This window comes from Rhizobium sp. GW821-FHT14E12 (assembly GCF_058803745.1).
Genome location: NZ_JBXAPH010000001.1, coordinates 882,320 through 903,442 on the forward strand (window position 1 = coordinate 882,320; position 21,123 = coordinate 903,442).

25 protein-coding genes are annotated in these 21,123 nt (G+C 59.1%); 15 read left to right on the forward strand and 10 right to left on the reverse strand.

Translation table 11 applies throughout. From position 1 onward, the window contains the following. Positions 1 to 246 precede the first annotated feature (246 nt). A complete protein-coding gene (locus AC1RO0_RS04315) occupies positions 247 to 1,050 on the forward strand; it encodes an aminoglycoside phosphotransferase family protein (RefSeq protein WP_498592376.1) in 804 nt (267 codons plus the stop codon). Between the two features lie 9 nt (positions 1,051 to 1,059). On the opposite strand, the gene AC1RO0_RS04320 is transcribed toward AC1RO0_RS04315, so the two are convergent. Next, positions 1,060 to 2,034 (reverse strand): SDR family oxidoreductase, encoded by a 975-nt coding sequence (locus AC1RO0_RS04320; RefSeq protein ID WP_498591694.1) that lies wholly within the window; start codon positions 2,032 to 2,034, stop codon positions 1,060 to 1,062. A gap of 91 nt (positions 2,035 to 2,125) precedes the next feature. Here AC1RO0_RS04320 and AC1RO0_RS04325 point away from each other — a divergent pair, with 91 nt between their 5' ends. Next, entirely contained in the window at positions 2,126 to 3,037 is a 912-nt protein-coding gene (locus AC1RO0_RS04325) for a LysR family transcriptional regulator (protein ID WP_498591695.1), read from the forward strand. Continuing rightward, positions 3,034 to 3,549 (forward strand): GrpB family protein, encoded by a 516-nt coding sequence (locus tag AC1RO0_RS04330; RefSeq protein WP_498591696.1) that lies wholly within the window; start codon positions 3,034 to 3,036, stop codon positions 3,547 to 3,549. The genes AC1RO0_RS04325 and AC1RO0_RS04330 overlap by 4 nt, the downstream gene beginning before the upstream one ends. 3 nt (positions 3,550 to 3,552) lie before the next feature. Here AC1RO0_RS04330 and AC1RO0_RS04335 read toward each other — a convergent pair whose 3' ends face one another. Next, positions 3,553 to 3,834, reverse strand: coding sequence for a DUF2188 domain-containing protein (locus AC1RO0_RS04335; protein WP_007701547.1), 282 nt, complete (start codon positions 3,832 to 3,834; stop codon positions 3,553 to 3,555). Positions 3,835 to 4,065: 231 nt separating this feature from the next. On the opposite strand from AC1RO0_RS04335, the gene AC1RO0_RS04340 reads away from it, so the two are divergent. Next, complete coding sequence (locus tag AC1RO0_RS04340; RefSeq protein ID WP_498591697.1) at positions 4,066 to 5,163, forward strand: calcium:cation antiporter; 1,098 nt, start codon at positions 4,066 to 4,068, stop codon at positions 5,161 to 5,163. Between the two features lie 69 nt (positions 5,164 to 5,232). On the opposite strand, the gene AC1RO0_RS04345 is transcribed toward AC1RO0_RS04340, so the two are convergent. The 3 genes from AC1RO0_RS04345 to AC1RO0_RS04355 all read right to left on the reverse strand — a co-directional run bounded on the left by AC1RO0_RS04345 (position 5,233) and on the right by AC1RO0_RS04355 (position 7,168). Beyond that, positions 5,233 to 5,619, reverse strand: coding sequence for a type II toxin-antitoxin system VapC family toxin (locus AC1RO0_RS04345; protein WP_498591698.1), 387 nt, complete (start codon positions 5,617 to 5,619; stop codon positions 5,233 to 5,235). Further along, a complete protein-coding gene (locus AC1RO0_RS04350; RefSeq protein ID WP_498591699.1) occupies positions 5,616 to 5,882 on the reverse strand; it encodes a type II toxin-antitoxin system Phd/YefM family antitoxin in 267 nt (88 codons plus the stop codon). Before AC1RO0_RS04350 ends, AC1RO0_RS04345 begins: the two co-directional genes overlap by 4 nt. A gap of 83 nt (positions 5,883 to 5,965) precedes the next feature. Continuing rightward, on the reverse strand, positions 5,966 to 7,168 hold the full coding sequence (locus tag AC1RO0_RS04355) for a pyridoxal phosphate-dependent aminotransferase (protein WP_498591700.1): 1,203 nt from the start codon (positions 7,166 to 7,168) through the stop codon (positions 5,966 to 5,968). Positions 7,169 to 7,799: 631 nt separating this feature from the next. Here AC1RO0_RS04355 and AC1RO0_RS04360 point away from each other — a divergent pair. The 4 genes from AC1RO0_RS04360 to AC1RO0_RS04375 all read left to right on the forward strand — a co-directional run bounded on the left by AC1RO0_RS04360 (position 7,800) and on the right by AC1RO0_RS04375 (position 11,231). Further along, the gene (locus tag AC1RO0_RS04360) at positions 7,800 to 8,945 is read left to right on the forward strand and encodes a PQQ-dependent sugar dehydrogenase (protein WP_498591701.1); all 1,146 of its coding nucleotides are present in this window, start codon (positions 7,800 to 7,802) and stop codon (positions 8,943 to 8,945) included. A 109-nt stretch (positions 8,946 to 9,054) separates the two neighbouring features. Further along, positions 9,055 to 9,945, forward strand: coding sequence for a DMT family transporter (locus tag AC1RO0_RS04365; RefSeq protein WP_498591702.1), 891 nt, complete (start codon positions 9,055 to 9,057; stop codon positions 9,943 to 9,945). Positions 9,946 to 10,441: 496 nt separating this feature from the next. Next, positions 10,442 to 10,657, forward strand: coding sequence for a cold-shock protein (locus tag AC1RO0_RS04370; RefSeq protein WP_004116423.1), 216 nt, complete (start codon positions 10,442 to 10,444; stop codon positions 10,655 to 10,657). 148 nt (positions 10,658 to 10,805) lie between these two features. Next, positions 10,806 to 11,231 carry a BA14K family protein gene (locus AC1RO0_RS04375; protein WP_498591703.1) on the forward strand — a complete coding sequence of 142 codons (426 nt, stop codon included), beginning with the start codon at positions 10,806 to 10,808 and terminating at the stop codon, positions 11,229 to 11,231. 59 nt (positions 11,232 to 11,290) lie between these two features. On the opposite strand, the gene AC1RO0_RS04380 is transcribed toward AC1RO0_RS04375, so the two are convergent. After that, positions 11,291 to 11,929, reverse strand: a complete 639-nt coding sequence (locus tag AC1RO0_RS04380) for an MBL fold metallo-hydrolase (RefSeq protein WP_498592377.1) — start codon at positions 11,927 to 11,929, stop codon at positions 11,291 to 11,293. A 408-nt stretch (positions 11,930 to 12,337) separates the two neighbouring features. On the opposite strand from AC1RO0_RS04380, the gene AC1RO0_RS04385 reads away from it, so the two are divergent. The 5 genes from AC1RO0_RS04385 to AC1RO0_RS04405 all read left to right on the forward strand — a co-directional run bounded on the left by AC1RO0_RS04385 (position 12,338) and on the right by AC1RO0_RS04405 (position 16,341). Next, positions 12,338 to 12,598, forward strand: a complete 261-nt coding sequence (locus AC1RO0_RS04385) for a hypothetical protein (protein WP_007701529.1) — start codon at positions 12,338 to 12,340, stop codon at positions 12,596 to 12,598. A 533-nt stretch (positions 12,599 to 13,131) separates the two neighbouring features. Continuing rightward, entirely contained in the window at positions 13,132 to 13,554 is a 423-nt protein-coding gene (locus tag AC1RO0_RS04390; protein WP_153510366.1) for a MarR family winged helix-turn-helix transcriptional regulator, read from the forward strand. Between the two features lie 88 nt (positions 13,555 to 13,642). Further along, positions 13,643 to 14,344 (forward strand): response regulator, encoded by a 702-nt coding sequence (locus AC1RO0_RS04395; protein ID WP_498591704.1) that lies wholly within the window; start codon positions 13,643 to 13,645, stop codon positions 14,342 to 14,344. A gap of 25 nt (positions 14,345 to 14,369) precedes the next feature. Continuing rightward, positions 14,370 to 15,749: an ATP-binding protein gene (locus AC1RO0_RS04400; protein ID WP_498591705.1), complete on the forward strand. Its 1,380-nt coding sequence runs from the start codon at positions 14,370 to 14,372 to the stop codon at positions 15,747 to 15,749. A 10-nt stretch (positions 15,750 to 15,759) separates the two neighbouring features. After that, positions 15,760 to 16,341, forward strand: a complete 582-nt coding sequence (locus tag AC1RO0_RS04405) for a DUF1349 domain-containing protein (RefSeq protein WP_498591706.1) — start codon at positions 15,760 to 15,762, stop codon at positions 16,339 to 16,341. Positions 16,342 to 16,372: 31 nt separating this feature from the next. On the opposite strand, the gene AC1RO0_RS04410 is transcribed toward AC1RO0_RS04405, so the two are convergent. From AC1RO0_RS04410 to AC1RO0_RS04425, 4 genes are all read right to left on the reverse strand, one after another. Then, positions 16,373 to 16,714, reverse strand: coding sequence for a tRNA-binding protein (locus tag AC1RO0_RS04410; RefSeq protein WP_174161297.1), 342 nt, complete (start codon positions 16,712 to 16,714; stop codon positions 16,373 to 16,375). 26 nt (positions 16,715 to 16,740) lie between these two features. Further along, positions 16,741 to 17,580 carry a pyrroline-5-carboxylate reductase gene (gene proC / locus AC1RO0_RS04415; RefSeq protein WP_498591707.1) on the reverse strand — a complete coding sequence of 280 codons (840 nt, stop codon included), beginning with the start codon at positions 17,578 to 17,580 and terminating at the stop codon, positions 16,741 to 16,743. A gap of 1 nt (position 17,581) precedes the next feature. After that, the gene (locus AC1RO0_RS04420) at positions 17,582 to 18,082 is read right to left on the reverse strand and encodes a type III secretion system chaperone family protein (RefSeq protein ID WP_007701517.1); all 501 of its coding nucleotides are present in this window, start codon (positions 18,080 to 18,082) and stop codon (positions 17,582 to 17,584) included. A gap of 391 nt (positions 18,083 to 18,473) precedes the next feature. Further along, on the reverse strand, positions 18,474 to 18,734 hold the full coding sequence (locus tag AC1RO0_RS04425) for an accessory factor UbiK family protein (protein ID WP_498591708.1): 261 nt from the start codon (positions 18,732 to 18,734) through the stop codon (positions 18,474 to 18,476). A 262-nt stretch (positions 18,735 to 18,996) separates the two neighbouring features. Between AC1RO0_RS04425 and lgt the strand changes: the two genes are divergently transcribed. Continuing rightward, positions 18,997 to 19,884 carry a prolipoprotein diacylglyceryl transferase gene (gene lgt / locus AC1RO0_RS04430; RefSeq protein ID WP_498591709.1) on the forward strand — a complete coding sequence of 296 codons (888 nt, stop codon included), beginning with the start codon at positions 18,997 to 18,999 and terminating at the stop codon, positions 19,882 to 19,884. A gap of 78 nt (positions 19,885 to 19,962) precedes the next feature. Then, the gene (locus AC1RO0_RS04435) at positions 19,963 to 21,060 is read left to right on the forward strand and encodes a class I SAM-dependent methyltransferase (RefSeq protein WP_498592378.1); all 1,098 of its coding nucleotides are present in this window, start codon (positions 19,963 to 19,965) and stop codon (positions 21,058 to 21,060) included. Positions 21,061 to 21,123: the final 63 nt, after the last annotated feature.

Sequence of the window (21,123 nt, forward strand, 5' to 3'; positions counted from 1 at the left end):
GGATTTTTATGCCGGAATTTCCGGGAAGAAGACCTACTTGCAGAAATGGATGAAACCTGATCGCCTCATGATCGATGAAAGCAATGTCCGGCTTGGCAATGCGCCCCCCACACCCCATCTAACATCGCGACGATCGATGAGCAGCGCTCGCTTTTCGGTATAAAGGCCGTCCTGCGGATGACGGAGAGCAATCGATTGAAAGGACGCCCGGGCTACATGACAACGAACTCATTGCAAAACCAGGCTATATTTAAACCCTATATCGACCGTTGGTCGCTGACACCCGATGGCGAGCCCATCATCACCCATTCCAGCCATCTCCTCCCCGTGATCTGGCGCGACAAGCCGGCCATGTTGAAGGTCGCGCTCAATATCGACGAGAAATTCGGCAACCGGGTCTTGCGCTGGTGGGAGGGTGACGGGGCTGCTTACGTCTACCAGCATGATGACGATGCGGCACTTCTGGAGCGGGCAACCGGACCAGGATCGCTGCTGACCATGGCCATGGACGGCGGCGATGACGATGCAAGTCGGATCATGTGCCGTACGGCCGCGAAGCTGCATGCACCACGGCTGGCGGAATTGCCGTCCGATCTGGTGCCACTTGACCGCTGGTTCCACGAGTTGGAACCGGCCGCGCGCGCCCATGGCGGCATGCTGACTACCTGCGCCGAAGTTGCGCGGGGTCTGCTGGCGGATCAGCGGGACCTCACCGTGCTCCACGGCGATATCCACCATGAGAACATCCTGGATTTCGGCCCTCGCGGCTGGCTCGCGATCGACCCGAAGCGCGTTCATGGCGAACGCGGTTTCGATTTCGCCAACACTTTCTGCAATCCGGAACTACCGACTGTCACCGCTCCGGGCCGCCTGCAACGGCAATTGCCGATTGTCTGCGCAGAAGCAGGGCTTGAGCCGAGGCGGTTGCTACAGTGGGTCATCGCCTATGCCGGCCTTTCCGCCACCTGGTTCCTCAGCGACGGCGACACGAAAAACGCGGAGTCGGATTTTACCGTCGCCCGGATCGCACTCGCCGAACTCCAAGCCTGACGGCGCGCCTCATCGCGCCGGCAAGCAGCCGATTCCCATCAGACTTGCCTTCATCGCCTCGTCGATCGGCGTATGCGGCTCCTCACCAAGCACGGCCAGGAGCCTGTCGTTTCTCATCTGTAGCGGCACGCTCCACAGGTAGCGCATCTCGCGCAGTTCCTTCATGAGCGGCACGAAGGGTGCGGCAAGCGGCAGCACCCACCAGGGAAAGGATCTCGTCTTCACTTTATGCCCAACCGTGCGCTCGATCGCAGCGATCATCTGCCGGCCGTCGCCATCCCAATGGCCGCGCATGTGATAGACCGCGAAGGTCGGAAGCGCATCGCCCTTCTCGATCAGCCGGATCATCGTTTCGGCAACATCCGGCAGATAGGCCCATTGATGACCGATACCCGCCCTTCCCGGATAGCTCACCGACGTCACCGGCTTTCCAGCCTTCACGATCCCCTGCGCGAGCCAGCTATTACCGGCATGCTCGCCGAAGAAATCACCGGCGCGAACAATGATGACCGGCGAGCCACTCTCCGCCGCCGTCTTCAGGCGCCGCTCCATTTCAACGCGGATCGCCCCCTTGCGCGTCCGCGGACGCTGCGGGCTGTCCTCGGTCACGTTAGGAAAGACATCTGGGCCGAAATTATAGACCGTGCCCGGCAAAACGATCCGCGCGCCGATCGCCTTCGCCGCCGCGATCGTGCTGTCGAGCATCGGCAGGACCAGTTGCCCCCAGTTGCGATAACCGGGCGGGTTGACCGCATGCACGATCACATCGACCCCTTGCGCCGCCCTCAGCACATCGCTCGCCTGCATCGCATCGCCCTGCACCCAGTCGAAACCGGACTCACGACTGGCTGCCTCAGCAGCATTGCGGTTCAGCGCCCGGATGCGCCAACCGCGAGCGGCCAGCCCTCGCGCAACGGCACCGCCGATGCCGCCGGTGGCACCCAGTACAAGCGCGGTCTTTCCACTTTTCATCTGCTCAATCATCGTCATCTCCATCACTTTGATGGCGTGACTATGCCGCGCAGCGGCAATAAACGAAATTGCCGAAAAATCTGCGTATGATATACAAAAATTTATGACAACATCGGAACCGAGCTGGGATTTCTACCGCACCTTACTCGCCGTGCTGCATCACGGCTCGCTTTCGGCCGCCGCCCGGGAACTTGGCCTCACCCAGCCGACCATCGGCCGCCACATCGACGCACTGGAAGAAGCCATCGGCGCCGAGCTGTTCACCCGTTCGCAACAAGGTCTTTTACCGACGGACGCAGCCCTCGCCCTGAAGCCTTATGCGGAAACGCTGGCCAATACGACCGCCGCTCTTCTGCGTGCCGCCTCCAGTTCTCGCGACCAAGTCAGCGGCACAGTCCGCATCAGCGCCAGCGAAGTCATCGGCGTCGAAGTTCTACCGCCAATCCTGGCTGGGCTGCAGGCGACATATCCGGACCTCACTATCGAGCTTTCCGCCTCGGATGCCGTAGAAGATCTGTTGCAGCGCGAGGCCGATATCGCCGTTCGCATGGTCGCGCCCGCGCAGGACGTGTTGCTGGCGCGTTATATCGGCTCCATCTCCCTCGGCTTATTCGCTCATCGCAGCTATCTCGAACGATATGGCGAACCCAAGAACATCGGGGAGCTACGCCAGCATAAACTGATCGGATTCGACCGCCAGACCGCTTACGTCCGCACCATGATGAAGCGCTATCCCCTGTTCGACGGCGTCTCCTTCGCCTTCAAGTCGGATCATAGCATCGCCCTGCACAACGCCTTGCGCGCCGGTATCGGTATCTGCTTCTATCAGATACCGCTTGCGAAAAGGGATGGGGAACTTGTTCGGCTGCTACCAGAAATCGAACTGCCGCTCGACACCTGGGTTGCCATGCACGAAAATCTCAAGACATCGCCGCGCTGCCGCGTGACGTTCGACGCGCTGGTGGCGGGGTTGCTGGCTTACGTCAAAGAAACACCGGGATCAGGAAGAACATGACGACGAAAAATCCGGTTGAACTTGCGCCGTATAATCCGGATTGGCCGGCAGCCTTCACGCGCATTTGCGGAAGGCTTGAGGAGCTATTGACACCTTATGTCGTCACGATCGAGCATATCGGCAGCACATCCATTCCGGGTCTGGCGGCAAAACCGCTTATAGATATCGACATTGTTCTCCGTAGTTTGGACGATATCCCGCATGCCACGGAAGTCCTCCTCGAACGCAACTACGAGCCGCGCGGCAATCGCTACGACGACAATGTCTGGGCGTTCATGCTGAGGGATGGCAGGCCGCCTGAAAGGATCTATCTCTGCCCGCCGAATAACGCGACACACCAGCGGCGGATGATTTTCCGTGATCATCTGCGATCGCATCCTGCCGATGCAGCAGCATACGTCACGCTCAAACAGGATTTGGCGGCAAAATTCCGATATGACGGCGACCGCTATATCGCTTTGAAGCGGGACTTCGTCGACGCTATTATCGATCGAGCGCAGCGCAAGCCATAAAGCTCAAGCACCTGGCGCCGTATCCACCGGCGGAAAATGCACCTTGCCGTCGACCACTTCCGTTTCCGGGCGATCGCCGCCGTCGGCATATTCCTCGTGCCACTTGCCCCTTTCGTCCTGCCAGCTAATCTCGGCTGAATCGCCGCCGACCTGCTGCTCGGCCGCTACGATCCGGGCTGCCTCCACGGCTTCCGAATGGCTGGGAAACGCCTCGGAATAGACGTCTCGAAATCGATACGCCCATCCGCCGTCATGCGGCACGATTTCGTAAGTGACCTTGACCATGCATATCCTCCTTCTCATCTGCCAAGACTTTGAGAGCCGGGCACATCCGGCAGGACCGCGGTCCATCTGAGACGAGTATCGAGGATGCCGCGACATTTTATTGGGCAGACCTATGAACTCAGTATTCCATTAAACGCCGCCGACTGCAAATTTTGTCCCCCTCGTACGTGCTTGATGTGAAAAATCATTGGTTTAGAGTGCGAAAATGAATCGGCGCGCGAGGTGGGGATCTTGGCTATATCGAATTGGCTGAAGCAGGAAAAATTCCTGCTCATCGCATTGGCAATCGCGGTGATCGCCTATCTCTACGAACATGCGGTGCTGGAGATGGGACAGACCGCATCGATCCTGGCCGCCGCTGCGCTGGTTGCGACCATCGTGCTCGTCTCCATGCGCGTCGCCCATCATGCCGAAATTCTGGCGGTCAAGGTCGGCGATCCCTACGGCACGATGATCCTGACGCTATCGGCTGTCGCCGTGGAAGTCATCATGCTGGCGATCCTGATGGGCGGCGAAAGCTCGCCGACGCTGGTGCGCGATACCATCTATTCCGCCGTCATGCTCGACATCAACGGCATCATCGGCCTCGCCGCCCTGATCGGTGGACTGAAGCACGGCGAGCAGCCCTATAATGACGACTCCAGCAGGTCCTATGGCGTGATGATCCTGACGGCCATGGGCATTTCGATGATCGTGCCGGAATTCGTCCCCGAGGAGAAATGGCACTATTATTCCGCCTTCACCATCATTGCGATGATCGCGCTCTACGCGCTCTTCCTGCGCATGCAGGTCGGCAAGCACAGCTATTTCTTCAGCTACAGCTATCCGCGCATCGAAAAGCAGCAAGGGGCCGAGGAGGAGCATCACGGCGAGGAATCGACAACGACCTCCATCGTCACCATCCTGATCGGCGTCGTGCTGATCGGCGGACTTGCCGAGTTCATGTCCGCCTTCATGGATGTCGGCCTCAAGAATAGCGGCGCGCCGCCCGCGATCGCGGCAATCGTCGTCGCCACCATTTCCGCCGCCCCGGAAATCCTGACGGCACTGCGCTCGGCACTGCGCAACCGCATGCAGGCGACGATCAACATCGCCATGGGCGCCTCGCTCTCGACCGTCATCCTCACGGTGCCGGTCATGGAAGCGATCGCGCTCTACACCGGCCAGCCCTTCATCATGGCGATGACGCCGGTGCAGACCGTGATGATCATGATCACCCTCATCGCCGCCGCCATCAACCTCAACGACGGCGAGACCAACGCCATCGAAGGCATGACCCATTTCATCCTCTTCGCCACCTTCATCATGCTGACGATATTGGGGCTTTGAGTCTGATTTCAAAGGGTTGGAGCGGGAAGTGGAATCGAAATAAGAGGTCGTTGATTCATAAGCTCAATGTTAGACCTTCAATGCCAAATGGTGATGAGCCAATGCGCGATCGACAGTTGCTAGTTTAAGGCCCTCGACTTGACACTGGGCCAATAGCAATCGGTCAAAGGGATCACGCGTCGTCGGTTCAGGATCCGCTACCGTCAAGGCATGCGACGGTTCGATCGAAAGAATTGTGATCCCGAAATCTTCTAGGTGACCAGGAATGTCTTCCAATGGCATTCCTGGATCCAGCTTGCCCAATCTCGTTTTGATCGCCATTTCCCAAAGAGTTGCAACGCTAACGAAACTAACCGTCGCAGGGTCAAGCAACCGGCTCGCCATACGAGGATATTGCTTCTCGAGAATATCCCCGAGGAGGGCTAAAACGACATGGGTGTCGAACAGGACTCTCATATCTTGGGCATTGGCCTCAAAAGAAAATCCTCCGGCAGCTGCTCGTCGAAATCATCCGCGATGAATGGCACCGGGTTGACAACCCCTTTCGCACGGAGGGATGCCCTGCCCGCCTCCAGATTCAGACCGCCGCGTTTCTTATGCGGCACCAGATCGGCAACCGGCTGACCATTTCTGGTCACGACAATAACCTCGCCATCCTCGACTTCGCGGACGAGTTCGGTCAGCCTGTTCTTCATATCTCGGATGGCAACTGTCTTCATAATTTAAAAGTAGCTACATGTAGCCACAAAATCAAGAAGCCCGCCATCGCTGACGGGCTCCTTTAATTCGCTTGACTACTTGCTTACTTGCAAGCGCCGCAGAAGCGCTGGATGCGGCGGCAAGCTTCCTCGAGAAGCTCTTCCGAGGTCGCGTAGGAGATGCGGAAGTTCGGGCCAAGGCCGAAAGCGGAGCCGTGGACGACGGCCACGCCTTCCGATTCCAGCAGTTCCGATACGAAGTCCTCATCCGTCTCGATGACCTTGCCGGTCGGAGCCGTCTTGCCGATCAGGCCGGCGCAGGACGGATAGACATAGAAGGCGCCTTCCGGAACCGGGCAGGAAATGCCCTTTGCCTGGTTCAGCATCGACACGACGAGGTCGCGGCGGCCTTCGAAGATCTTCTTGTTCTGCGGGATGAAATCCTGCGGACCGTTCAGCGCCTCGACGGCAGCCCACTGCGCGATCGACGTCGCGCCCGAGGTCTGCTGACCCTGGATCATGTCCATTGCCTTGATGAGCACCAGCGGGCCGGCAGCATAGCCGATACGCCAGCCGGTCATGGCATAGGCCTTCGAAACGCCGTTCATCGTCAGCGTACGGTCATAGAGGCTCGGCTCGACTTCGACGGGCGTCGCGAATTTGAAGTCGCCGTAGGTCAGGTGCTCGTACATGTCGTCGGTCAGGATCCAGACATGCGGATGCTTGACCAGCACGTCCGTCAGCGCCTTCAGCTCAGCATGCGTATAGGCAGCGCCCGACGGGTTCGACGGCGAGTTGAACATGAACCACTTGGTCTTCGGCGTGATCGCCTTTTCGAGATCAGCCGGTTGAAGCTTGAAGCCGTTGGCCTGTGTCGTCTCGACGAAAACCGGGGTGCCGCCGCACAGCGCCACCATTTCCGGGTAGGACACCCAGTAAGGCGTCGGGATGATGACTTCATCGCCGGGGTTCAGCGTTGCCATGAAAGCGTTGAACAGGATCTGCTTGCCGCCCGTGCCGACGATAGTCTGCTCGGGGGCGTAGTCGAGATTGTTCTCGCGCTTGAACTTGGCGGCGATCGCCTTGCGCAGTTCGGGAATGCCGGCAACCGGCGTGTACTTCGTCTCGCCGCGATTGATCGCGTCGATGGCGGCCGCCTTGATATTGTCCGGCGTATCGAAATCAGGCTCGCCGGCGCCGAGGCCGATCACGTCGCGTCCTTTTGCTTTCAGCTCGCGCGCTTTCTGGGAAACGGCGATGGTGGCAGAAGGCTTTACACGGGAAAGGGCGTCGGCAAGAAAGGCCATGATGATCGGTCCTATTCGGTTGAAATGGGCAGAAAGCCTGTGGACCAGATTTCTGCGCTAAGCTCTATGTCGAATGTGGGCCGCTGTTTCAAGTGGAAAGGCGTCACCGTGACGTTATTTCGCGCGCGCGTAGACAGCGCGCCACACGTCATTGTTGGGCCACCATAGGCCTTCCATTCTCCCAAAAGGAGCGCCCCTACACGCCTTGAGTGAAACAAAGAAAGAAGACGGATAGACGTAAAAGCCGCTCGGCGGATGAATCATTTTATGAAGGACCTGATTCAATCCCTCAATTCACTCGAAATACTTCATTAAAATCAGCCATATCAGCATATATCTCAACCGCCATGAATTAACATCGCGATATTCCTTCGGCATCCAATCCGGCCTGACCGAGATACGTATTGCACACCTTTATCGTGTAGCCGTTGACCGCAACGCGTGGAAAACCCATGTTTTGGACGATGGTGCCATCACAGGTGGGTCGATCCAACATATCTCAGATGCCGAAAACCGCGGGCGACACCGGCTCGACGGACACAATGACGTTATCGACACCGTAGCGCGCTTGAACCGCGATCCGCCTACCCCACGTTGCGTAAGCTATCCTTACCACGGAGGAAATGGATCGATGCGTTTTCACAAAGCGGGATTTTCCGTTGCCCTTGTGGCGTCTGCCATACTGGCGGCAAGCGCCGCCGTCGCCGATCCGGTGAAGATCGTCAACACACAGAAAGTCGCCGTCAAGGTCGAGACCATCGCAAGTGGCCTCGACCACCCCTGGGCCGTGGAAGCGCTGCCGGACGGCGCCTATCTCGTGACGGAACGACCGGGGAACATGCGTATCATCCGCAACGGCAAGGCGTCGGAGCCGATTGCCGGGGTGCCGGAAGTCCATGCCCGTGGCCAGGGAGGGTTGCTCGACGTCGCCGTCGATCCGAAATTCACCAGCAACCGCACGATCTTCTTCACCGCATCCATTTCCGAGGACGGCGGCAGCGGTACGGCGGTCTTCCGCGCCATTCTGTCACCGGACGAGCGGCAGCTGACAGAGGTGAAGCGCATTTTCCTGATGAACAAGCTGTCACGCGGCAATATCCAATACGGCGCGCGTATCGCTATCGCCGGGGATGGCAGCCTGTTCGTCGGCCTCGGCGACCGTGGCGAGCAGGATCGCGCCCAGGATTTCCACGACGACGCCGGCTCGATCATCCACATCAAGGCCGATGGCAGCATTCCCGCCGACAATCCCTTCAAGGACGGCGCCAAGGCCCAACCGGAGATCTGGTCCAAGGGCCACCGCAATCCCCAGGGCGTCACCTTCGATACCAGCGACGGCAAGCTCTATACGGCCGAACATGGGGCGAGAGGCGGCGACGAGATCAACACGCCGGAAGCGGGCAAAAATTACGGCTGGCCGGTCATTTCCTATGGACGCAATTATTCCGGCACCAAGATCGGGGTCGGTACGGCCAAAGAAGGAATGGAACAGCCGATCTTCTATTGGGATCCCTCGATCGCACCCGGCGCCATTGCCGTCTATCGCGGCAAGATGTTTCCGGAATGGGACGGCGACCTTCTAGTCACGGCGCTGAAATTCGAGCTTCTCTCGCGCCTCGATCGCGACGGCACCGGCAAGGTGGTCGAGCAAGAACGCTTGTTCGAAGGCGATTTCGGCCGGCTACGCGATATCGTCGTCGCACCGGATGGGGCGCTGCTGATCACCACTGATGAAGATGACGGCGCATTGCTGCGTGTTTCGAGAGCAACGAACTAGCGACGGGATTTGCCGTTAGCGATCAGCCTTTCACCCTTGCCCCGGGAAAAAGCAGCTGCTAACGCAGCATCATCTTCCTTCCTTTGCTTCCCTCTCCCACAGGTTGTCGATGACTCGCATACAGGCGAATTTGGTATTGTTGCTGGCTGCCGCGATCTGGGGCAGCGGCTTCGTCGCGCAGTCGACAGCGATGAAGGCGATCGGGCCGCTCTGGTTCATAAGCCTGCGTTTTGCCGTCGCCACTATCGTCGTTCTGCCCTTCGTCTGGAAAGAAAAGCGCAAGGCCGAAAAACCGCTCACGCGCCACAACTGGCTCTTCTTCGTCCTCACTGGCGTCGCGCTTTTCGGCGGCGCGGCAACGCAACAACTCGGGCTCTTGACGACCACCGTCACCAATTCCAGCTTCATCACCGGCCTCTATGTCGTCTTCGTGCCGCTGATCGCTGTCGTCTTTCTGCGCCGGCAGCCGCACTGGATCATCTGGCCGGCAGCGTTGACGGCGCTGAGCGGTATCTATCTGCTGTCCGGCGGCTCCTTTTCCCAGCTCACCCCAGGCGATTTCCTGACCGTAGTCTGCGCCGTCTTCTGGGCTGTACAAATCACACTCGCCGGCTCGTCGGTCCGCGAAACCGGCCGACCGCTCGCCATTTCCGCCACGCAATTCGCCGTCGCCGCTGTCTTTGCCCTCGTAGTCGCCGCACTGGTCGAGCCCATCAGCCTTGCCGCCATCGGGGCGGCGCTCGGCGAAATCCTCTATCTCGGGATATTCTCGTCCGGGCTTGCATTCGCGCTGCAGGTTATCGGCCAGCGCTATACCAGCGCCCCGCAAGCGGCGATCATCCTCTCTTCAGAGGCGTTGTTCGGCGCTTCGCTTGGCGCACTGCTGCTCGGCGAAACCATGGGGCCGCTCGGCTATGCCGGCTGCGCCCTGATGTTCACCGCAATACTTGCGGTCGAATTGGTGCCTGAACTCGCGCGGCGGCGCAGCGTCGCCGCATAAAAGGCCATTGGAAATGCCCGTTATGGCTGTGCCGGATCGCTTCCGTTAGATTTTTTTAAATGACCGGAAAGACGTATTTCGAGGCCGTCATTTGGGAAAATTTCGCCTAACTTATATCGCAAACGATACAAAAACCTTGGAAATCCATTTCCCGTGAGGGAAAATTTGCGAATCGCCTTAGCACACGCGCATTACGGCAATACGCCCCTTTTAGGACATTAAAAACTTTTACTTGCCAATTCCCGATAAACACAGCACTCTCAACGGTGTTCGGGCATTTTTAAAGCATGGGAAGTCCTTAAGAAAGTGCGCGCCGGGAACGCTAATATTCCGGTCAGCCTGGTCGAGAAATGATACGCGGATATCGTTTCGTGGCCACGCCGAGGTATAGGGGACCTTTTCCTTCAAATTGCGAGAACTGCCTGCGAGCGCCCGCAAGGGCAATACAGCAATGCTGCCCGTGTGGATGGTGGGCAGAGAGAAAAGGACCTGACGCATGGCCGAGACTGGCACTGTAAAGTTTTTTAATACCGATAAGGGCTTCGGTTTCATCAAACCGGACAAGGGTGGCGCTGACATCTTTGTACACATTTCCGCAGTACAGGCTTCTGGTCTGGCAGGATTGTCGGAAAACCAGAAGGTAAGCTTCGACACGGAACCGGATCGCCGCGGCAAGGGACCGAAGGCCGTCAATCTCCAGATTGCCGGCTGAAAAGCCTGACGGCTATCATTCGAGTTGAGGCCCGGCAGAGATGCCGGGTTTTGTCATTCAGTCTGCATTCAGCTTGCCGTGCCTAGTTTATCCCCCAATGCAAGATTGGGAACGACGGTTCTACCGCTCCCGTTCAGAGGATAGACGAATGAACATGCTCGGCAAAACCCTTCTCATGTCCGCCATGGCTGCAACCCTGACGCTGACCTCCATGTCAGCGGCTTCGGCCGACGATCGCTGGCATCACCGCGACGGTTGGGTACTGGGCGGCGCCGCGGGCCTCGCCACCGGCCTGATTGTCGGCTCCGCCATCGCCAGCCAGCCACGTTATGTCGAGCCCGGCCCGGTCTATGTCGATCCCGACTACGACGCACCGCCCCCGCCCTATTACTATCGCGCGCCGCCGCGCCGCGTCTATGTCGAGCGCGATGTCAGCTATTACGCTCCGCCGACCGCCGGCCTGCGTCCCTGGTCGTCGCAATGGATGCGCTATTGCTACGATCGCTACAGAAGCTTCGATGGCCGCAGCGGCACCTATGTCGGCTATGACGGCATGCGTCACTTCTGCAACTGATCGACATATCGGCCAATGCTACAAAACGAAGCGCCGCCTCCCGCGGCGCTTTTTTTGTCCTAGAGCCCGCGCAGGAAGGGGTTGGTCCGGCGCTCCTCGCCGATCTGGCCGCCCGGGCCATGGCCGCAGATGAAGCCGACATCATCGCCCAGCGGAAACACCTTGTCACGGATCGAGTCCAGCAGCTGCTGATGATTGCCGCCCGGCAGATCGGTGCGGCCGATCGAGCCGTGAAACAGCACATCGCCGAGATGGGCGAATTTCTGCTTCCTGTTGACATAGATGACATGGCCTGGCGCATGGCCGGGGCAATGGAAGACCTCGAATTCGTGCTCGCCGAAAGATACCTTGTCGCCATCCTTAAGAAAGCGATCCGGCACGACGTTGCGCACGCCCTCGATATTGAACATCTCGCCCTTGGCCTCGATATCCTGCAACAGCGGCAGATCATCCTCATGCGGGCCAATCACTTCCAGCCCGAGTGCTTCGCGAACTTCGTCCGCGCCGCCGGCGTGGTCGATATGGCCATGCGTCAGCCAGATCGCCTTCAGCGTGATGTTGTTCTCACGAACCGTCTGCAGGATGAGATCGACATCGCCGCCGGGATCGACCACGACCCCTTCATTCGTCTCCGGGTCGAACAAGATCGTGCAATTCTGTTCGAAAGGGGTCACCGGAATGATGCCGGCCTGGAGCATGCCCATAAAGCGCCTCGTCTGTTGAATGTCCATTCTGCCGGTATAATCACAAACACCGGGCAAAACAGCCCCTTGCCCTGAAAATGCCGGGGCAGCAAGGGCAGCGCGCTGGATTCCGGCAGCAATCCGGATACGTGCTGCATCGCCTATACCGATCGCTGATTCGTCTTGCGGCGGCGTCAATACGTCGAAATCACGGGCGGCCGCATGGCCGCCTCCCCTCCAATGTGACTTTTCCCCCGAATTATTGCTAATTTCTCCCGCTTGAGTTGCCTTTCTATTTCCACCAGCCGATGCATGATGTAATTCTTATATAAATGAGGATTATCGCCACTCCCAAGGCTCGATCCGGGGCGCGGCGCGACGGCATCCGGAAATGGCTTCCGGTACAATGGGAGAAGGCTGATCATGGAAAGTTTAGGGCCTATCATCACGCAACTGGTTGCCGGCGCTATCGGCGGCAACGGGGCCAGCGCCGTTTTGAAGCAGGAAGGGATCAATCTCGTCGCAAGGACGATTGCCGGCGCTGTCGGCGGTCTCGGCGGCGGCCTCATTCTCAACCTGATCGGCAGCGAAGCCTTGACCGGCTATATCGCACAGGGCCTCTCCTCGCTGGTCGCTGGCGGCATACTCTCGGCAATCGTCGGCGCAGTGCTCGGCCGTAAGTAAGACGAAAGTATCAGATCAAGGAAAGCCGGGCGGGGAGAAACCGCATCCGGCTTTCCTTGAGTGTTCTGCGATTTTGCCCGACAGCGGCGGCAGTCGGGCAGCCATCCTTATATGGCCGCTTGTTAGGCTTTCACGGATTGCTGTCGGCGCGACGCGACAATGCCCGGTTTCTGCTACCGGCTGCGATGCTTACGTCGATCACTTTCGTTATCTCGCTACGATAAATCCCCAAAAAAACTGTCGCATCTGCGCCCATGACCGTCGGTTGTTATTCCGACAGCCTTTTCTCCACAAACTACGTGGGAGAACATGAGACCTGTTGGAGTTTTGCCAAGCCCGGTCTAGTTTCCACTTATGGCTATCCGTCCGGGCTGCAAAAGGTTGGAGAAACTTGCAGTGACGCAAAAATACGTCAATAAAGCTGACATATTTTTGCGTAAGTTTCCCCATTGCCCCAAAACAGGAAAGGAAATGCCAAGGTGACACGGCAGGTGAACCAAAAAGCGGCGAAACCGGAGCTACTGGCAGCGCCGATGCAGAATGTCGGGATCATCGATTTCGAAATCATCGAGCTGCTTTTCTTCGCCTATCGCGACTTCGTATCCGATCCTGACCAGATCCTGGACAAGAGCGGATTCGGGCGCGCGCATCACCGTGTCGTTCATTTCGTTAACCGCGAACCCGGCATGACGGTTGCGGACCTTTTGGAAACATTGAAGATCACCAAACAGAGTTTGGCGCGGGTTCTCAAACAATTGATCGATTCGGGTTATATTCGTCAGGTGGCCGGGCCTGAGGATCGTCGCCAGCGTAAGCTGTATCCGACGCAGGCCGGCCGCGATTTGGCGCTGGCGCTGGCGGAGCCGCAATCACGCCGTATTGAACGGGCATTCGAAGGCGCGTCCGACGCGACGCGCGAAAGCGTCAAACGGTTCCTGAGGGGAATGCAGGACTAAGACATGATCTCGAACCGGAGAACCGCGAAGCGGGTTTGGGATAAGATCATCTCAATCAAATAGATAAAACAAGATCGAGACGGATTGAATGACGACAAAGACAGCAATTTCCGATGATGCGGCACATCTCCTGGTCGTGGATGACGATACGCGTATCCGCGCCCTTCTCAATCGCTATCTCATGGAAAAGGGTTTCCGGGTGACAGTCGCCGCCGAAGGCGCCGAGGCCCGTCGCAAGCTCGAGGGGCTGGATTTCGACCTGATCATCATGGACGTCATGATGCCCGGCGAGTCCGGGATCGTGCTGACGTCAAGCCTCCGCGCCATCAAGAACATCCCGATCATCATGCTGACCGCCCTTGCCGAAGCCGATGCGCGTATCGCCGGATTGGAAGCTGGCGCCGACGATTATCTGCCGAAGCCTTTCGACCCGCGCGAACTGGTGCTGCGCATCAACAATATCCTCCGCCGCAATGCCCCGGCCGATGCGCCGAAGATAGAACAGGTGATGTTCGGCCCCTATACCTTCTCGCTGACCCGCAAGGAGCTGAAGAGGGCATCGGAACTCATCCGCCTGACCGACCGGGAGCAGGAAATCATGCTGCTCTTCGCCAAGCGCGCCGGCGACACCATTCCGCGCCACGAGTTGATCGGCAGCGATGCCGAAGTCGGCGAGCGCACGATCGACGTGCAGATCAACCGCCTGCGCCGCAAGATCGAGGACGATCCGGCCAATCCCATCTGGCTGCAGACGGTGCGTGGCATCGGCTACCGCCTGAGCATAGATTGATATCAAGTCTCAGGGGCCAGCGGCGATGGTGACATTCGACTCGATCAGGCGCGATCAGGACCACCCGCCGTCCAACGGCATGCGTTGGCTGTCACGCTGGCTGCGTCGACGTCTGCCGACTGGTATCTATGCGCGTTCGCTGCTGATCTTCATCCTGCCGATGATCATCCTGCAGGCAGTCGTCACCGTCGTCTTCATGGAGCGCCACTGGCAGATGGTGACGCAGCGCCTGTCGATGGCAACCACACGCGACATCGCCGCCATCATCGCGATCATCGAAACCTATCCGCAGGATGCCGACTATTCGGCCGTCACACAGATAGCCCGGCAAAAGCTCGATCTCACCATCTCGATCGAACCGGGTGGTGAGCTGCCGCCGCCGCGCGAAAAGCCGTTCTTCTCGATTCTCGACAGCATCCTCAGCGATGAAATCCACGAACAGATCAACCTGCCGTTCTGGGTCGACACACTCGGCAATTCCAGCCTTGTCGAAATCCGCGTCAAGCTGCCGGACAAGGTGCTGCGCGTCTTTGCCAAGCGCAGCCAGACCTATGCCTCGAACACTCACATCTTCATTCTCTGGATGGTCGGCACCTCACTGGTACTGATCGGCATCGCGGTTCTGTTCCTACGCGGCCAGATCCGGCCGATCCTGGCGCTGGCGCAAGCCGCCGAAAGTTTCGGCAAGGGCCAGCGGCTGGAGAATTATTCGCCGCGTGGCGCTGATGAAGTTCGCCGTGCCGGCCTCGCCTTCATCCTGATGCGCGAGCGCATCGAACGGCAGATCGAGCAACGCACGGCGATGCTCTCCGGCGTCAGCCATGACCTGCGCACCGTGCTCACCCGCTTCAAGCTGCAGCTCGCCCTCGTCGGCGAAAATCCCGATCTCGTCGGCCTCAGCGAAGATGTCGAGGACATGCAAAGCATGCTGGAGGGCTATATGGCCTTCGCCCGCGGCGAGGCGGAAGAGGATGTCGGCACGCTCCATCTCAGCGATATCCTCGACAAGGTCGAACAGGATTTCTCTCTCCACGGCAAATCCATGACCTACTCGATCGACGGCGACGATGAAATCTCCGTCCGTCCGAATGCCTTCGCGCGGCTGGTGACGAACCTTGCCTCCAATGCGCGCCGCTATGCCCAGACGCTGCGCGTCGACGCCAAGCACAGCGCCAAATGGCTGACGGTCATTTTCGACGACGATGGCCCCGGCATTCCCGTCAATGCGCGCGAAGACGTGTTCAAACCGTTCTTCCGGCTGGACGAGGCGCGCAATCTCGACAATTCCGGTACCGGCCTCGGCCTGGCGATTGCCCGCGATATCGCCCGCAGCCATGGCGGCAATGTCACGCTCGGCGACAGCCCCCTCGGCGGCCTGCGCGCCACCATCCGCATTCCTGCTTAGAGGGACGCACATGCCGATCGACATCAACGACATGCATTGGCTGAACGCGCCGCCCGTCTGGGAAATGAACCAGGGACGTATGCTCGTCCGCTCCGGCGACAAGACCGACTTCTGGCAGGGAACCTATTACGGCTTTCACCGCGACAACGGCCATTTCCTCGGCCGGCCGCGTCGAGGCGACTTTACCGCCGAAATCACCTTCATCGGGCAATATCGCGAACTCTACGACCAGGCCGGCCTGATGGTCCGCCATGACGCTACGCACTGGATGAAATGCGGGATCGAATATACCGACGGCGCCCGGCATTTCAGCGTCGTGGTCACCAACGGCAATTCCGACTGGTCCGCCTTCCAGCTCGAGCACGAATTCGATGCCATGTCTGTGCGGGTGACACGCAACGGCGACGCACTCTTCATCCAGTACCGCACCGACAGGATGGGTGAGTGGCGCATGGCCCGTCTCGCCTGGTTCGATCCGACCCTGGAAGAGGTCTCCGTCGGCCCCGCCTTCTGCTCACCGCAGCGCGAAGGATTTGAAGCAGAGTTTCTGGATTTCAGCCTGACGGAACCGCTATCGCGGGATATTCACTAAAAGACCTTCGCCCAAGGGGAGAAGGCAAGTATCACATCATCTTCTTGCCGTTTGGCACCGGCTGCGTCACGGCCGCAAGCACGATGGCACCATTTTCATCCTCGAAGCCGAGGGTCAGCACTTCGGAGCGGACGGGGCCGATCTGGCGCGGCGGGAAATTGACGACGGCGAGGATCTGGCGGCCGATAAGGCTCTCCAGCGTGTAGTGCACCGTAATCTGCGCCGAGGAGCGCTTGATGCCGATCTCCGGTCCGAAATCGATCCTCAGCTTGTAGGCAGGCTTGCGTGCTTCCGGAAAAGCCTCTGCCTCGATGATCGTCCCGACGCGGATATCCACCCGCTCGAAATCGCCATAGGTGATCTCTTCCGCCATACGCGTACCCTCTTGGTCGTGGAAATTTAGCCAGCCAGTTCCTGCGCGCGCTTGCGCGCCGCTTCCAGCGCCTCGTCGAACAGCGGCTGCATGCCGCCTTCGGCCATCAGAACGGAAAGGGCCGCCGCTGTCGTGCCGCCGGGAGACGTCACGTTCTGGCGCAGCCGCGAAGCGTCATCGGGGGACTGATGCAACAATTCACCAGCCCCCGCGACAGTTTCCCGTGCGAGCCGCATGGCGAGGTCCGCCTGCAGGCCAAGCTTCCGGCCCGCTTCCGCCATGCACTCGACGAGATAAAAAACATAAGCCGGCCCGCTGCCGGACACCGCCGTTACGGCATCGATATCGGCCTCTTCCGGCACCCATTCGACCGGACCGGACACCTTCAGAAGATCATGCACCAATTGCCGCTGGCTCTTGCCGACCTCAGCATTGGCAAAGGCACCGGTGACGCCGCGACCAACCATGGCCGGGGTATTCGGCATGGCACGCACCATCGCCGCCTTCCCCAGGCTCTTTTCGAGGGAAGCAAGCGTCTTGCCGGCAGCAATCGACACCACCACCGTATCTGGACCTACCGTTTCCTTGAACGGCGGAAGTACGGCATCCATCACCTGCGGCTTGACGGCAATGAAGAGAACGCCCGCAGTGACACCGGCGGGAACACCAGTCACATGGCCTGCGCCGGCATCGGCAATCAGCTTCAGCATCGTCTCGGACGGATTCGGATCGACCACGATCACCGAGGAACCCGGCACACCGTTTTTCAGCCAGCCCGTCAGCATCGCGCCGCCCATATTGCCGGCGCCGATCAGGATGATGGCACCGGACGATGCGAGAGCGCTTGAGGATGCCCCGGTCGTCATATCAGCATTCACCCACGGTTTCGAACAGCACGGCTTCCATGGCGCGATTTGCGTCAAGGCCCGACCATACGACGAACTGGAAAGCCTGATAGTAGGCCTCGCAGGTGTCAAGAGCGTTGGACAGTAGCACTTCCACCTGCCGGTTGGTCGGCTCGGCGCCGCCGGAAAGCAGCAGCGACTGCCGGAAGATGACGATATCCTCCTGCCGCCACAGGTCGAAGTGCCCCATCAGCACCTGCCCGTTGACACAGGACAGAAGCTTGATGACTTCGTTGGCGCGGATATCCGGAACCTTGATGTCGAAGGCGCAGGCGATATGCAGCGCCTCGAACTCCTCCATCCAAGAGAAGGATACATGATAGTCCGTCCATTTACCTTCGACGGTCATGGCGATTTCGTCTTCGCCCGACCGCTCAAACGACCAGTCGTTATTGGCGGCCACGAACTCGATCATATCGACCGGATTTGACTGGCGTTCGACTTCTATTTCCATAAGGCTCATGCAGCACCTTCTTGACCGGAACGAATGCAGCTTTCGCGTGCTTCAACATTGAGAGAACGCAAACTGTTTTACTCCGGAAACATCTTCGGGATGATGTTGAACGGCTGCCAGACTAACGCATCCACCCTGCCCGGAGCTTACCAAGTCCGTTTCGAATCATCATTTAAAATCAGTGTATAACGGCATGCCCGGCATGCCAGCCCCTGAAGGGAGATTTTGGGCAAGGGCGCTGTGGAAAGCTCTTCCGATGTCTATTCAGAAGGGAGTCATAACTGACTCTGGCGATTGGCTTTTTTGCCAGTGTCCACAGGTGGATAAATCACCGAAAATTTTAGAGGAAAAAGGCGCGAAAGCCAGTCGCCGCGCCTTTTTCTAGCAAAATTGATTGCCGTTACTTGCTTTTCGAGGAAAGACGCGCTTCCAGCGCCTCGATTCTGGCGAGCAGCACCTCGTTCTCGTCACGCGCCTTGATCGCCATTTCGCGAACGGCTTCGAACTCCTCGCGCTTGACGATATCGAGGCTGTTCAGCCAGCGTTCGGCATGTGCGTTGAAAGCCGTCTCGATCTCGCGGCGCACGCCCTGGGCCGCACCGGCGGCATCGGTCATCAACTTGGCGAATTCGTCCATGATACGGTTCGGTCCAGTGCTCATTGTAGTCTCCTTGCGGCCGTCGACCCCGAAAACGGATGGCATCATATAGGGGCCGGATAGTGCTGAGGTAAGATTTCCGAGGGGCCGATGCAAGCAAATTGAGATTGAGCGGGACAAGCCGGCCCATGACGAAAGACTTCCGAAAATCGACTTGACCGTTTCAATACCGAACGCCATCTTCCGGCCACATTGGATTTAGCATGCTCTTGTCCAAGAATCGCATCGCAATTTTGCGAACCATGCTCTAACGGATCTGACAATCTTGCTGACATCCGCCAACCTCGCCGCCATCCTGCCTTTTCCCGATATCGATCCGATCGCCTTTTCGCTCGGCCCCCTTGATGTCCATTGGTACGGCCTCGCCTATGTCGCGGGCATCCTGCTCGGCTGGCTCTATGCGCGACGGCTGGTCGACAACGGCAAGCTCTGGGTGAACGACACTGCGCCGATGACGCGCCAGCATCTGGACGATTTCATCCTCTGGGTGGCACTTGGCATCGTTCTCGGCGGCCGCATCGGCTACATCCTGTTCTACGATCTCGACAAGGTGATCGCCAATCCGATCCGCGCCATCCAGATCTGGAAGGGCGGCATGTCTTTCCATGGTGGATTGATCGGCACCACCATCGCCATGATTCTGTTCGCCAATCGCAGCAAGATCCCGGTCTGGAGCCTGTTCGATATCGTCGCCGCCGTTGCCCCGATCGGCCTTTTCTTCGGCCGCATCGCCAATTTCGTCAATGGCGAGCTCTGGGGCCGAGCCAGCGATGTCCCCTGGGCCATGGTCTTCTGCAGCCCGCACATCATTGCCGCCCATGAAGGCATCTGCCCGGCCGGCCCCGATCCGCGCCATCCGAGCCAGCTCTACGAAGCCGGCATTGAGGGCATTGTTCTCTTCATCGTCCTCTTCATCTTGACGCGTTGGGCCTTGGCACTGAAGAAACCGGGCGTCATCAGCGGCGTTTTCGTCATCGGCTATGCCTTCTCGCGCATCTTCGTTGAATTCTTCCGCCAGCCAGACGAGCAGCTCGGCTATCTCCTCGGTACCAGCTGGCTGACCATGGGTATGGTGCTGTCCCTGCCGATGGTCGCGATCGGCCTGTGGGCAGTCATTCGCGCCCGCCACGCCGCCGCCAGGCAGACGGCTTGATCTCTGGGTGAAATATCGCGTGATCCTTCCGAAAACTGCCTTATATTTTTCGGAATCATGCTCTAGCGAGACCAAATGATGACGACCCCGCTCGGCGAAAAAATCAAAGCCATTATCCGTGCGAACGGACCGGTCAGCATCACCGATTATTTCTCGCTCTGTCTCGCCGATCCGCAACACGGCTACTACAAGACGCGCGAACCCTTCGGCAGCGTCGGCGATTTCGTCACCGCGCCCGAGATCAGCCAGCTCTTCGGCGAGATGATCGGCATCTTCATGGTGCATGCCTGGCAGCGCCACGGCTCGCCGAGCGATATCCACCTGGTGGAAATCGGCCCTGGTCGCGGCACGATGATGGCCGACATGCTGCGCGTCATCAGCAAGCTCGCGCCACCGCTCTATGACGCCATGAACGTACACCTGGTCGAAACCAGCGATCGGCTGCAGGAGTTTCAGCGGCAGACGCTTGCCGACCATGGCGACAAGGTTTCCTGGCATTCCGACTTCAATGACGTGCCGGCAGGTTTCACCCTGCTTGCTGCCAACGAGCTCTTCGACGCCATTCCCATCCGCCAGTTCGTCCGCACCATGAACGGGTTTCGCGAGCGCACGGTCGGGCTTGACGCCGATGACGAGCTGACCTTCGCGGTCGGCGTCGCCGGCCTCGACCCGGCATTCCTTCCAGACGGGCAGCTACCGCCCATCGGTACCATCTTCGAGATCGCCCCTGCCCGACAGGCGGTAATGACGACGATCTGCGACCGGATCGCCGCACATGGCGGCACCGCGCTTGCCATTGACTACGGACATATGGCGACCGGCTTCGGCGACACGCTGCAGGCCGTGCGTATGCATGAATACGATCCACCGCTGGAGCATCCCGGTGAAGCGGATCTCACCAGCCATGTCGATTTCCAGCATCTGGCCCAGACGGCCGCCGCTTCCGGCCTGCAAATCAACGGATGCTGTCATCAGGGCGATTTTCTCCTCGGGCTCGGGCTGTTGGAGCGGGCATCGGCCCTTGGCCGCGATCGCGATGCGGTAACGCAGGACGGCATTCGTGCCGCCGTCGAACGGCTTGCCGGCGCCGGCGAAGGCAAGATGGGCGAACTCTTCAAGGTGCTGGCCGTCTCAAGCCCGTCGATCGATCTCCAGCCCTTTCGCCCTGCACGCTGAAAAAGACTGCTAGAGCCAGCGGATTGACAGAGCGCGCATGGCTGGGCCAACATCCCGGCCAAA

Coding starts and splice junctions, on each gene's coding strand:
- AC1RO0_RS04320 (WP_498591694.1), bottom strand. CDS start 2,034: ATGATTGAGCAGATGAAAAGTGGAAAGACCGCGCTTGTACTGGGTGCC.
- AC1RO0_RS04325 (WP_498591695.1), top strand. CDS start 2,126: ATGACAACATCGGAACCGAGCTGGGATTTCTACCGCACCTTACTCGCC.
- AC1RO0_RS04330 (WP_498591696.1), top strand. CDS start 3,034: ATGACGACGAAAAATCCGGTTGAACTTGCGCCGTATAATCCGGATTGG.
- AC1RO0_RS04335 (WP_007701547.1), bottom strand. CDS start 3,834: ATGGTCAAGGTCACTTACGAAATCGTGCCGCATGACGGCGGATGGGCG.
- AC1RO0_RS04345 (WP_498591698.1), bottom strand. CDS start 5,619: ATGAGAGTCCTGTTCGACACCCATGTCGTTTTAGCCCTCCTCGGGGAT.
- AC1RO0_RS04350 (WP_498591699.1), bottom strand. CDS start 5,882: ATGAAGACAGTTGCCATCCGAGATATGAAGAACAGGCTGACCGAACTC.
- AC1RO0_RS04355 (WP_498591700.1), bottom strand. CDS start 7,168: ATGGCCTTTCTTGCCGACGCCCTTTCCCGTGTAAAGCCTTCTGCCACC.
- AC1RO0_RS04360 (WP_498591701.1), top strand. CDS start 7,800: ATGCGTTTTCACAAAGCGGGATTTTCCGTTGCCCTTGTGGCGTCTGCC.
- AC1RO0_RS04365 (WP_498591702.1), top strand. CDS start 9,055: ATGACTCGCATACAGGCGAATTTGGTATTGTTGCTGGCTGCCGCGATC.
- AC1RO0_RS04370 (WP_004116423.1), top strand. CDS start 10,442: ATGGCCGAGACTGGCACTGTAAAGTTTTTTAATACCGATAAGGGCTTC.
- AC1RO0_RS04375 (WP_498591703.1), top strand. CDS start 10,806: ATGAACATGCTCGGCAAAACCCTTCTCATGTCCGCCATGGCTGCAACC.
- AC1RO0_RS04380 (WP_498592377.1), bottom strand. CDS start 11,929: ATGCTCCAGGCCGGCATCATTCCGGTGACCCCTTTCGAACAGAATTGC.
- AC1RO0_RS04385 (WP_007701529.1), top strand. CDS start 12,338: ATGGAAAGTTTAGGGCCTATCATCACGCAACTGGTTGCCGGCGCTATC.
- AC1RO0_RS04390 (WP_153510366.1), top strand. CDS start 13,132: ATGCAGAATGTCGGGATCATCGATTTCGAAATCATCGAGCTGCTTTTC.
- AC1RO0_RS04395 (WP_498591704.1), top strand. CDS start 13,643: ATGACGACAAAGACAGCAATTTCCGATGATGCGGCACATCTCCTGGTC.
- AC1RO0_RS04400 (WP_498591705.1), top strand. CDS start 14,370: ATGGTGACATTCGACTCGATCAGGCGCGATCAGGACCACCCGCCGTCC.
- AC1RO0_RS04405 (WP_498591706.1), top strand. CDS start 15,760: ATGCCGATCGACATCAACGACATGCATTGGCTGAACGCGCCGCCCGTC.
- AC1RO0_RS04410 (WP_174161297.1), bottom strand. CDS start 16,714: ATGGCGGAAGAGATCACCTATGGCGATTTCGAGCGGGTGGATATCCGC.
- proC (WP_498591707.1), bottom strand. CDS start 17,580: ATGACGACCGGGGCATCCTCAAGCGCTCTCGCATCGTCCGGTGCCATC.
- AC1RO0_RS04420 (WP_007701517.1), bottom strand. CDS start 18,082: ATGAGCCTTATGGAAATAGAAGTCGAACGCCAGTCAAATCCGGTCGAT.
- AC1RO0_RS04425 (WP_498591708.1), bottom strand. CDS start 18,734: ATGAGCACTGGACCGAACCGTATCATGGACGAATTCGCCAAGTTGATG.
- AC1RO0_RS04435 (WP_498592378.1), top strand. CDS start 19,963: ATGACGACCCCGCTCGGCGAAAAAATCAAAGCCATTATCCGTGCGAAC.